Genomic DNA, 11,284 nt, shown 5'->3' with positions numbered 1-11,284 from the left:
TTTCCACGTCTTTTACGAGGGTGATTTTCTCCTCGCTCTCTACTTTGTTTACGTAGACATACTCTATATGATAAATTTGCTCGCTAGAAAATCTAAAAAAACTTGGTTTTTGTTTAAAAACTCGCGGCGCGAAAACGTATGTATTGTATAGGCAGAATAATAAAAAAGATGCAGGCAAAGCAATAAGATAAATGCGGTATAAAAGCCCATAGTCGCTAAAAGCAAATACAAAAACGATAATCGAGTAAAGAATAATATAATATCCCATCAAAAACAGCGCGCCGTAGTCGTTTATGATTATCGGATTTTCGTCGTAGTTCCTCAAATTTTCTCCAAATTTCGCTTCACGCAGTTAAATTTAAAATGGATAACAAAAGGCGAGAGAGCCAAATTTAGCTCGGCAAATTTAGACCGGCTCGCCGTAAAACCGAAGCGAATTTAAGCGACCGCCGTCAAGCCAAAGCCGCTTAAATTTGAGTAAAAAGCAAAATTTGACGCACCGCCGAATTTAGCCGCGAGTTTAAATTTACCCGAAACAAATCCAATTTCGCGCGGCGCACCCCTTTAAATTTACCCGATTTTACCCGTTTTTCCTAGCAAATTCTTTCATAAACTCAGCCAAAGTCCGCACATTTTCGATACTCACGGCGTTATATATCGAGGCTCTGATGCCGCCTACGTGACGGTGTCCTTTTAGTCCCAGCATGCCCGCACTTTCGGACTCGGAGATAAAGGCCGCCTCCAGCTCGCGGTTTGCGATGGTAAAGCTAACGTTCATCAGCGAGCGGCTATCTTTTTGCGCGTGACCTTTGTAAAAGCCGCCCGAACCGTCGATCGCGCCGTAAAGCAGCGCCGCCTTTTGCTCGTTGATCCGGTTTATCGCCGCTAGACCGCCCTGCTCTTGCACCCAGCCCAGCGTCAAATTTAGTAGATAGATACCAAAGGTCGGCGGCGTGTTGTATAGCGACGCGGCGCTAGCGTGCGTATCGTAGCGAAGCATCGTTGGGGTGCGCTCCATGCAGGCTCGCTCCAGCATATCTTTGCGGATGATGACGACGGTTACGCCGCTTGGGCCGGCATTTTTCTGCGCGCCGCCGTATAGCAGCCCCACGTCCGTGAAATCAACCGGCCTCGAGAAAAAATCGCTCGACGCATCGACTACTAGCGGAGCCTTTGAGCTAGGCAGCTCGCGGTACTGCGTGCCGTAGATGGTGTTATTAGTGCAGACGTAGCCGTATGCGGCGGCGTCGTCAAATTTGACCTCAGGGATGCGGTCGTAGGAGGTCTCTTTGCTACTAGCGACCACTTCGTAAGCGATGCCCACGTTTGCGGCCTCTTTGATCGCCTTACTCGTCCAGACGCCCGTGTCTGCGTACTGCGCGACGCCTTTGGCGGCTAAATTTAGCGGTATCATCGCAAACTGCAAATGCGCGCCGCCTTGCAAAAATAGTACATCAAACTCCTCGCCGATACCGTATAGCTCGCGCGCCTTGGCCATCGCGCCGTAGTGCACCTCTTCAAAAATCTTGCTTCGGTGGCTGATTTCCATTATCGAAAAGCCCTTGCCCTGATAGTCGGTGAGCTCACTTTGAGCGCGTTCCAGCACGCTAAGAGGCAGAGCCGAAGGGCCCGCGCTAAAATTTAGCTTTCTATTCATCCAAACTCCTTTCAAATTTGAGCTGATTTTAGCGTGATTTGCGTTAAAAAATCATTTTGCGTCGCAAGGGAGGCGGCAAAAGCTCGCAAATTTTACACTTTAAGCTACCTTTTGATACAATTTTTCATATTAAGGAGCGAAATTTGATAGAGATCGAGCGTAAATTTATCCTGCGTAACGCCGCCATCATAAACGAGCTAAAAGCCCGCGACATCGACGTCCAGCAAAAAGATGTGACGCAAATTTACGTCAAAATCACTCCGCTTGAGGAGATTAGATTTCGCGAGGCTTCTGGCGTTTTTACGATCACGCAAAAATCAGGCGTCGGTCTAGCGCGCGAGGAAAATGAGAGCGAAGCGGACGCCAAAAGCTTTAAAAAAGCCCTAAAAAACGCAGTCGCCGCTCCGATAAGAAAGACGAGATTTTTATTTCGACTTGATGGCATTGCTTGCAACGTCGATATTTTTCACGGTGCTTTAGAGGGGCTTGTTACTTTCGAGGCCGAGTTTGCAAGCGAGCGCGAAGCCGCGGAGTTTAGCCTGCCTGAGTTTATCGCCGCGCACATAGATAGCGAGGTCACGGAGGATGAGCGCTATAAAAATAAAAATTTATCGCTTTTTGGCTTGCCGCAGGGCAAATTTGACGCGCAAAAAAGCATTGAAATTTTACAAAACGGCCCTGAGCTAGAGCTAAATTTACCAAGCTACATCGGCGCGATGGACGCGATGCGGACGGTGTTTTTTCAGATTTTTACGCTGCTTCATAAACACTTAAGCGAGTACACGAGCTCTAGCGACGCCGAGGCGCTGCACCAGATCCGCGTAAATCTACGCAAAACGCGCTCGCTACTTAAAATTTTCACTCCCGTTTTCGACCGAAAAACGGCTTGCTATTTTCTGCTAAATTTTAAAAAACTAGCCGAGCTAACTAATCAAAAGCGCAATATAGACGTATTTTGCAAGTTTTTGCAAAAGCAAAAAGGCTTTGAAACGCTAGCTAGCGAGCTAGAAAATTTAAGCAAAACCCTAGCCAAAAGCGTCCAAGCCGAGCTACAAAGCGATGAAGCGAACGAAATTTTGCGCGACTGGGAGGTATTTTTACGCGAGGGAAGCGACTTTTTTAAAGGCGAGCTAGGAGACGCGCCGATAAAAAAACTCGCCGCAAAGTCCATGCGAGCTCAAATTTTACGCCTCAAAAAATCTCTCTCAAATTTGAGCGAAACAACCGAAAACACGCAGTTTCACAAGTGCCGCATCGAGATAAAAAGACTAAGGTATCTAAGCGAGATTTTTGGTGGCGGTTTTGATTTTGCTGCAGCTAAAAAATGCTTTAAAAAGAGCAAAATTTTACAAGAAACCTTTGGCTCGCTACAAGACGCCGACATCTGGCTAGGCCTGCTCGCGCACGTAAAAAGCGGCGCCGAGCAAAAGCGAATAGACAAACTCCAAGCTAAAATTTACAAAAAAATCTACGAGCTGCGAAGCGAAATTTTAGACTCAAAGCCTAAAATTTTAAAAAGCCTCACAAAGCTTTCGCGCGGCTTAAAAATCTACTATATCTAAAAGAGAAAAAAATGGAAAAACAAGAAAAAATAGTTCAGATGTTTAACGACATCGCGCCCACCTACGATCTAGCCAACCGCGTGCTGAGCATGGGTGCGGACGTGAGCTGGCGCAAGATCGCGTGCAAAACGGTTCTGTCAAATTTCAAAGACTCAAGCGTAAATATCGTCGACGTCGCATGCGGCACGGGCGATATGATGGGCTTTTGGCAAAAGATGGCGGGCGAATTTAACGCAAAAATCGAAAATCTAATCGGCGTCGATCCCTCAAGCGGCATGCTCGCGGTCGCTAAACAAAAATTTCCCGAGTTTAAATTTATCGAGGCGCTAGCGACGCAAACAACGCTTGATAGCGGCTCGGTGGACGTGCTAAGTATCAGCTACGGCATAAGAAACGTGGTCGAGCGCGAGGCCGCGCTAAGAGAGTTTAACAGAGTGCTAAAAACGGGCGGATACGTCGTGGTGCTTGAGTTTACCAAACGTAAAAAAAGCGGGATTCTCACGGGTGCTCGCGACTTTTATCTAGGTAAAATTTTGCCTAAAATCGGCGGCTTTATCTCCAAAAATCAGGAAGCCTACGAGTATCTGCCAAGCTCGATCGAGGGGTTTTTAGACGCGAAAAGCTTTGCGGACGAACTTGCTAGCGCGGGCTTTGATATGCGCCTTTGTAAGAGCTTTTCGATGGATATTTCTACCCTTTTCATCGCGCAAAAGGCCCGTGAGTGCTAAGCGTCAGCGAGCTAAACGAGCAGGCTAAAACGCTGCTTGAGACGACGTTTTCGTACGTCGAGGTAGAGGGCGAGATCTCGCGGCTAGTGAGGCACGGCTCGGGACACTGGTATTTCACGCTAAAAGACGAAAAGGCCGCGATCTCGGCGGTCATTTATAAATTTAACGCCGCTAAGCTCAAATTTGACGTAGCAGATGGCATGAAAGTCGCTCTCTACGGCAAAATTTCGCTCTACTCGCCAAGCGGCAGCTATCAGTTTATCGCGACTCTCATACGCCCCAGCGGCGAGGGCGAGCTCGAGCTTGCGTTTAAACAGCTAAAAGCACGGCTTGAGAGCGAAGGGCTTTTTGATATCTCGCGCAAAAAACCGCTACCAAAATTTCCGCGCAAGATCGCGCTCGTAACATCAAAAACATCAGCCGCGTTGCAAGATATGCTGCGTATCGCGCACGGACGCTGGGCGCTGGCGGAAATCATAATTTTTGATTCGCTAACGCAAGGCGAAACCGCGCCCGCCTCGCTCATACGCGCACTAAAAAGAGCCGACGCAAGCGGCGCTGACGCGATCGTGTTGGCGCGAGGAGGCGGCAGCAGAGAGGATCTATGGTGCTTTAACGACGAAAATCTAGCCCGCGAGATCTACGCCGCGCGCACGCCCGTGATCTCAGCCGTCGGACACGAGATTGACTACGTGATCAGCGACTTTGCGGCAGACTTTCGCGCTCCGACTCCAAGCGCGGCGATGGCTACGCTACTGCCCGATATGGGCGAGCTAATGCAAAGCATAGATAGGCTAAGCGAGGCGACGGACGCGGCTTTTATGCGCGTTTGGGAGCGTAAATTTAACGCTCTGGCGATGATGAGAGCGAGATTTTCTCAAGCAAGCCTCACGCAAAAAATCGCTCGCAAGGAGCAAATTTTGCTAAATTTACGGCAGGCTTTAGACGCCGCCGCACAAACCAAACTGCTCAAATTTGAAAACGCGCTCAAGCTCGCTCGCGCCGCATACGAGCAGCAGGAGTCCTTTTTCGCGCAGATTTCAAATTTCGTCCGAGTACAAAAGGACGGCAAAACCGTAAATCTAAGCGAGCTAAAACCCGGCGACCGCATCGCTCTAAGCTCGGTAAACGCAAGCAAAGAGGCGGAAATTTTGTAAGCGACTCCGCGCGCTTGCGGATTTGCTTTGGATCAAATTCGACTTTCGCGAAACGACGATTTTGATAAATTAGACTTGTCGGCGCCGATTTTAAATTTTACTTAGCGGCAAATTCGGCGTTATTTCAAGCTAAATTTTAATTTTAACGCGCGACGCCTCGGGCAAATTTGACACGGGCCAAATTTGAGTTAAATTTAAGCGCAAAGCACATCAAATTTGACAGCGATTTACGGCTTATGACGCGGTTTGATTTATTTTGCGCTATCGTTATAAATCGTAAACTCGGCGCAATAATAGTTATTAAAAATAAATTTAAGGAGCAATGTAATGAATAAGGTTTTTAACCCCAACAACATTTTCGCTTTTCCTCTTAAAGCGCATGATTTGCAGAACGTTTTCTTTTGCAAGGAGCTGTTAAAAGAACGATTTTTTTGTATTTCCGAGGACTACGAGAGTGGTTTTTACAGATCCCCAAACGCACTGCGGGAAACTTACCATATAGTCTTAGAAGAAGATGTTATGGACTATATAAAAAAGCTGGACAAGCATATTTACGAATGCATTTTATTTAACTTTTTATATAAAATAAGAGACGAGCTTGAGACACTAAGCTTTGATGGATTTAATAAAATTTTAACCGATGAGGAGATAAAAAAAGAGTTTAAAAATTTCGGCGTATCCTTTGATAAAGACGATTTTAACGAAGATGACTTTGCCGACAAAAAAGCCGAATTTATGCAAATCGCCGAGGATTTTTATAAAAATGAAAATTTACGCAAATTTATCGAATTTTGCGCCGATACGAGCGATATACTCGCCGTTTGCAAAAAACAAAACATAAGAGCTTACGATTACGCATCCATAATAGCATTGGCGATAATCGGCTTTGAGGATTTATATTTGAAGCAAAAAAAATATGAAAAAATCGTAAATTTCTATGGTGAAAAAATTCTTAACGAATTTAACGGCTGGGACGAATTTATCGCCGGCTTTATGCTTGGAGAGCTATACAAAAACAGCTTTGAGAAAAAAGAGAACGACGAAGACGACGATGACGACTATGAAATAATAAGCAATCTTAGGCTCACTTATAACGCCCTAACGCTTCCTTACGATATATTTCAAATGAGCGGCATCTGGGAGAACAGCGTAGAGAATGCGAAAGAAAAGCTGGTTCCTATTCTAGAAAAGCGCCTAGGCAAAAATGAAACCAGCGAGCAAAACGAGCTTTATGAGAAAAAGAGAAAATATTACGAAGGAGAGTGCGCCAAACTCGGCTTAAATACTCAGGATTTTACGCAAATTCTAAATATTTTTTATGAGGAGTTTTACGCTCCGTTTAGAAATTTAGAGACCGATTATCTGTTTAGCGAAACCGAAAAAGACATCGTAACGCCGTTTACTACGCTTCAAGGCGACGATACTTTATATAAAGATTCGTCAAGCGGCATATTATTCGAAATATTTTACGCTTGCGTTTCGCATTTTAACGAGGCCAAACGCAATAGCCATTATAGCTTATTTGGGGCGGCGAATAAATTTTTAAAACGGCACAAGCTCGAACTAAAAAGAAACGAACTACCGATAGAGTTGCCGCTTATCATCTTTAAAAACGCCCTAATTACGACAAAAGCCGTTTATTTTCAAAACGGGTTTTTAAAAGTAAAAAGGATAGCTTGGGCGGACGTTAAATTTTCGGCAAAAGTTTTTACGTTTGAGGATATCGAATATCGCTTTAGTAGCGAAGATGTTTTTGTTCTATCGCTAAAATTTTCTGATTTTATAACCGAGAACTTGAATCTTAGAAAAGAGGTCATAGAAGAGCTTGGGTATGAAGTAAAGGCCCTTGAGCTAGCTTTTAACAATCTAAAAAAGCGTTTTAGCTAACGCAAAGATTAGCCATGCAAAGATTTTACGGACGGGCGATTGCGGTACCTATTTTTAAGCATAAAACAGATAAGATAATAACGCAAATCAAAATTTAAAGGAGCGATATGAAAACGAACGTAAAATTTTTACTAGCCGCGTGCGCCGCGATGCTGATAACCGGCTGCGCAACGGAGAGATCGCGCGTGGTTGAAACGCCAAAAGTCCAAACCCTAAACACCAACTATCAAGGACAAAAGATCGCCGTCTCGATCGGCCGCTTTAGCAACCAGTCCTCATACCAAAACGGCGTATTTTCAGACGGCGAGGACAGACTAGGTAACCAAGCCCAAACCATCCTCATCTCAAATTTACAACAAAGCGGACGCTTTTCGGTGCTTGACCGCAGCAACATGCGCGCCATCAAAGAAGAAAGCGCGCTAAACAAAGAGGCGCAAAACATCAAGGGCGCAAGATACGTCATCACGGGCGACGTGACGGAGTTTGGCCGTAAAACAACTGGCGATCACCAGCTTTTCGGGATACTTGGCAAAGGCAAAACCCAAACCGCCTACGCGAAGGTAAATCTTAACGTCGTGGACGTGAAAAACTCCGAGGTGATCTATTCCACTCAGGGTGCCGGCGAGTATGAACTATCAAATCGCGAGGTGCTGGGCTTTGGCGGAAGCGCGGGATATGATTCGACGCTAAACGGCAAGGTGCTAAGCCTAGCCATCATCGAGGCCGTAAATAACCTAACGCGCGGGCTTGAAAGCGGCGCTTTTAACGCGAAATAAGGATAAATTTTGCGCTTTAAAACTCTAGCAAATTTCGCGCTCGCCTCCGCCGCCGCCATGCTACTCTCGGGCTGCGCGGACGACTCGCCTAGGCAGCTATACTACTGGGATGGCGCCTACACGAGCTCGGTCTACGAGTATCTAAGTGAAGAGGGCGACGCGGGCGCGCAGATCGCCGCACTCGAGGAAAGCCTGCAAAAAGCCTATCAAAGAGCTGCCAAAGCTCCGCCCGGACTGCACGCGCATCTAGGCCTGCTCTATCTTTCGCAAGGAAACGGGGCGAAATTTAAAGCCTACGTCGAAAAAGAAGCCGAGCTTTACCCCGAGTCGCGCGAATACGCGATGTTTTTGCTAAATCAAAATAGCAAAACTAAGGGCGCGGCAGGCAAAACTGAGGCAAATTTAGGCGAGCAGACGAAGGAAAAAGCAGGCGCGAGCGAGCCGAATTTAAGCGACAAAGGCTCAAATTTAGGCGAGCAAACTAGCAAGCAAAATTTGAAAAACAAGCAAGCAAAACCAGCCAAAACGAGCAAGAGCGCAAAAGGAAGCCAAAATGAAAAATAAAATAAAATCGGCGCTTCTTGGCGCGTTTGCGGTGCTGTTTCTGGGCGCGTGCGCAGGCTCGCAGCCCGAGGTTTACGACTATTCGGCGTTTTTACAGACCAAGCCTCGCTCGATCGTCGTCGTGATGCCCACCAGCGACTCAGCCGAGATAAAGGCCTCCGCGGCGGTGCTGGCAAACGCGCTCTATCCGCTTAGCGAGGCTGGGTATTACGTATTTTCGCCCGCGCTCGTAAACGAGACCTTTAAAAACAACGGCATCTACGACGCCGCAGAGATCGCGCAGATCTCTGCGCACAAGCTAAAGCAGATATTTGGCGCCGATGCCGCGCTCTACCTCAACGTCGCGGACTACGGCACCTCGTACATGCTGATTAACAGCGTAACGCGCGTGAGCGTAGCGGCGACTCTAGTGGATCTAAACACTGGCGCCGTACTCTGGCAAAAAAGCGCCACCGCTGCAAACGACTCGGGCGGAGGCGGAGGCGATCTCATCGGTATGCTAGTCTCCGCGCTAGTTAAACAGATCGCCGACTCGGTCTCGGACGCGAGCTTTGATCTCTCGGCACGCGCGGACGCGATCTTGTTTAGCACCGATTGCCGAGACTGCTTGCTTTACGGCCCGTATTCGCCGCGATATAGCCAGGATAGGCAGCTTGGCGGCGGCAAATAAATTTGAAAAAAGGACGAAAATGAAACTAGCCGAGGCGCTGATACTGCGCGCCGATATACAAAAACGCATCGAGCAGCTAAAATCAAGGCTCGCGGATAACGCGAAGGTGCAAGAGGGCGATAAGCCCAGCGAAGAGCCAAAGGCGCTGCTAGCCGAGCTAGACGCGCTCACAAGCGAGCTTGAGCGGCTAATCGTTCGGATAAATTTAACCAACTGCACCGCAAAGGCAGACGGCAAGAGTCTAACCGAGCTAATCGCCAAACGCGATGTACTCACGCTAAAAGCGGGAGCGCTGCGAACATTCGCGCAAGCTTCCGCGCAAAAAGTGGAGATTTATTCGCGCAGCGAGATTAAAATTTTAAGCACGGTCGACGTCGCGGCGCTGCAAAAGCAGGTGGACGAGCTAGCAAAACAGATCAGACAGCTTGACACGACGCTGCAAGGTGCGAACTGGCAGACTGAGCTGATCGACTAAAGCGTCAAATTTAGCGGCGAAATTTGAAAGAATTTTGCGAAAATTAAAATTTCGGGTAAGTATCGCAAGAGGCGAGCATGAAAACCTTCCCTACAACGGAACTATAGCGCTCGCGGAAACGGGCGCACCCCTTTTACGATTTATTTTCAGTAAATTTATAAGGGCAACGTAAATGTGCAATGTAACTACCTAATGCTGATCTAGTGATACCCAGGGCGGGAACGGGGAAATTTGAAACGAAATTTTGATTTTTGAGGCGCGGCTTGCGGGCTTGCAGTAAAATTTGGCGGCGGATTTGGGCGGATTTGACGCTCAAATTTTACGCTAAATTTAGGCGCGCTAGCTATTTCGCATTTTGACCCGTCTGGCGTCAAATTTTACAACAATCATAAAATTTGGCCAAATTTAAAGGATGAAATTTGAAATTTAAACCCTCGCGCTAGCGATCGCGTTTTTCTTTGCAACGAGCGTAAATGCGGAGCTTGCGACAGAAGCGAATTCCATAAATTTTAAAGAAACGAGCGGCGCGGAACAAAATCTCGCGGACGCAAAAGACGCCAAATTTAAAGACGCGCATTTTAAAGATACGGATACCGCGGCGCACGGCGCAAGCTCAAACTCATCTCAAAAAGCAACTCTCATTGACGAAGCGAAAAATTTTTCCCGCGTGGATGAGCTGCTGTTTCGCAGCGCGCAGCTTGATGGAAGCTACGCCGCGAAGCTACACGAACTAGGCATCAAAAGCATCGTAAATCTGCGCCATTTTAGCAGAGGCGGCGATAAAAGGGCGTTTGGGGATCAATTTTGGCTTGCAAACAAGCCGCTTCAAAGCCAGGAGTAAGCCCGCACAGATCGCAGACGTCTTGCGCACCATTCGTGAGCGCCAAAAGGAGGGTGCCGTGCTCGTGCACTGCTATCACGGAGCCGATCGCACGGGCCTTGTGGTGGCGATGTACCGCGTGATCTATCAGGGCTGGAGCCTAGACGCCGCGCGTAGCGAGATGATAGAGGGCGGATACGGCTTTCACTCCATGTGGCAGGATATCGCGGGCTTTTTGACGCCGCAAAACGAAGCGCTCATAAGAGCCGAGCTTGGAATTTAGACGAAATTTTATTTTCCCGCCCGCTCAAACGGCGGCGAAATTTGTAAATTCGAAGCGCGTGAGTTTGATTTAACAAAAGCTTATGTGGCTTAAAATTTTACTAGAGCCCGGCGAGCTTAAATTTAAAGGCAAACTACTGCGGCTAGCTATTGTGGCGGAGATATTTGCGGACCGAGCCGCGGCGAGCCTAAATTTTAAGGCGACAGGGTTTTCGAGCTCGATAGATGGGCTCAAATTTAGCGCACCGCTTGCGCGATAAAATTCGCGCTTTAAAATTTCAAAAACGGAGACTACGAATGATACATCACTTTGCGGATCTGATAGATCGAAAGGACGATTACTGGGCGATGGTGCCCAACCGCGAGCGTTTGCATTTGCGCTAAACGGGCCCGTGACGGATAAGCAGAGCTTGCAGATCGCTACTATCGGGGCGGATACTCCTTTTTGGGAGCAGATTTTTGAGTGTGGGGATCTGCAGGAGCTTACCCTGCATCTTCCGAGCAAGGAGCAGATCGCCGCGATATCTAGGCTTAGGCAGCTTAAGCGTCTGCGCATTACGAGAGCTCAAGTGAAGAATACCAACTTTCTCGCCGAACTGCCGCTTTTGCAGGAGCTCGTTTTGGAATACGTCTCGGGATTTTGCGACCTTTCGCCTCTGCGCGAGCTGAAAAGCTTAAGATCGGCGCATTTTGAAAATTTACGCAG

Annotated in this window: 13 protein-coding genes and 1 pseudogene; 12 read left to right on the top strand and 2 right to left on the bottom strand. The window is 47.6% G+C overall.

All coding sequences use genetic code 11. The features are described 5' to 3' along the window. Positions 1 to 325, bottom strand: a pseudogene (locus Q0200_RS09955) (hypothetical protein); the annotation flags it as partial. Between the two features lie 255 nt (positions 326 to 580). Further along, positions 581 to 1,657 (bottom strand): 3-phosphoserine/phosphohydroxythreonine transaminase, encoded by a 1,077-nt coding sequence (serC, locus tag Q0200_RS09950; protein WP_297940825.1) that lies wholly within the window; start codon positions 1,655 to 1,657, stop codon positions 581 to 583. Positions 1,658 to 1,800: 143 nt separating this feature from the next. On the opposite strand from serC, the gene Q0200_RS09945 reads away from it, so the two are divergent. From Q0200_RS09945 to Q0200_RS09890, 12 genes are all read left to right on the top strand, one after another. After that, entirely contained in the window at positions 1,801 to 3,219 is a 1,419-nt protein-coding gene (locus Q0200_RS09945; protein ID WP_297940823.1) for a CHAD domain-containing protein, read from the top strand. Between the two features lie 11 nt (positions 3,220 to 3,230). After that, positions 3,231 to 3,947, top strand: coding sequence for a bifunctional demethylmenaquinone methyltransferase/2-methoxy-6-polyprenyl-1,4-benzoquinol methylase UbiE (gene ubiE / locus Q0200_RS09940; RefSeq protein ID WP_297940821.1), 717 nt, complete (start codon positions 3,231 to 3,233; stop codon positions 3,945 to 3,947). After that, positions 3,941 to 5,104, top strand: a complete 1,164-nt coding sequence (gene xseA, locus Q0200_RS09935) for an exodeoxyribonuclease VII large subunit (protein ID WP_297940819.1) — start codon at positions 3,941 to 3,943, stop codon at positions 5,102 to 5,104. Before ubiE ends, xseA begins: the two co-directional genes overlap by 7 nt. A gap of 519 nt (positions 5,105 to 5,623) precedes the next feature. Continuing rightward, positions 5,624 to 6,991: a DUF1266 domain-containing protein gene (locus tag Q0200_RS09930; RefSeq protein ID WP_366118616.1), complete on the top strand. Its 1,368-nt coding sequence runs from the start codon at positions 5,624 to 5,626 to the stop codon at positions 6,989 to 6,991. Positions 6,992 to 7,098: 107 nt separating this feature from the next. Continuing rightward, positions 7,099 to 7,767: a CsgG/HfaB family protein gene (locus Q0200_RS09925; RefSeq protein WP_009495029.1), complete on the top strand. Its 669-nt coding sequence runs from the start codon at positions 7,099 to 7,101 to the stop codon at positions 7,765 to 7,767. A 9-nt stretch (positions 7,768 to 7,776) separates the two neighbouring features. Then, positions 7,777 to 8,331: a DUF4810 domain-containing protein gene (locus Q0200_RS09920; protein WP_297940815.1), complete on the top strand. Its 555-nt coding sequence runs from the start codon at positions 7,777 to 7,779 to the stop codon at positions 8,329 to 8,331. Beyond that, positions 8,321 to 9,001: a GNA1162 family protein gene (locus Q0200_RS09915; protein WP_297940813.1), complete on the top strand. Its 681-nt coding sequence runs from the start codon at positions 8,321 to 8,323 to the stop codon at positions 8,999 to 9,001. The genes Q0200_RS09920 and Q0200_RS09915 overlap by 11 nt, the downstream gene beginning before the upstream one ends. A 19-nt stretch (positions 9,002 to 9,020) precedes the next feature. Continuing rightward, a complete protein-coding gene (locus Q0200_RS09910) occupies positions 9,021 to 9,476 on the top strand; it encodes a DIP1984 family protein (protein ID WP_297940811.1) in 456 nt (151 codons plus the stop codon). Positions 9,477 to 10,143: 667 nt separating this feature from the next. Continuing rightward, complete coding sequence (locus Q0200_RS09905) at positions 10,144 to 10,317, top strand: hypothetical protein (protein ID WP_297940810.1); 174 nt, start codon at positions 10,144 to 10,146, stop codon at positions 10,315 to 10,317. Then, positions 10,268 to 10,579, top strand: a complete 312-nt coding sequence (locus tag Q0200_RS09900) for a tyrosine-protein phosphatase (RefSeq protein WP_297940808.1) — start codon at positions 10,268 to 10,270, stop codon at positions 10,577 to 10,579. The genes Q0200_RS09905 and Q0200_RS09900 overlap by 50 nt, the downstream gene beginning before the upstream one ends. 82 nt (positions 10,580 to 10,661) lie before the next feature. After that, positions 10,662 to 10,838 (top strand): hypothetical protein, encoded by a 177-nt coding sequence (locus Q0200_RS09895; RefSeq protein WP_297940807.1) that lies wholly within the window; start codon positions 10,662 to 10,664, stop codon positions 10,836 to 10,838. Between the two features lie 132 nt (positions 10,839 to 10,970). Further along, on the top strand, positions 10,971 to 11,284 hold a 314-nt coding region (locus tag Q0200_RS09890; protein WP_297940805.1), incomplete at its 3' end, for a hypothetical protein.

Origin of the sequence: uncultured Campylobacter sp. (assembly GCF_938045225.1) — a bacterium.
Classification (GTDB): domain Bacteria; phylum Campylobacterota; class Campylobacteria; order Campylobacterales; family Campylobacteraceae; genus Campylobacter_A.
Note: the sequence above shows the minus strand (reverse complement) of the source record. Positions and strands in the feature narration are given on the sequence as shown.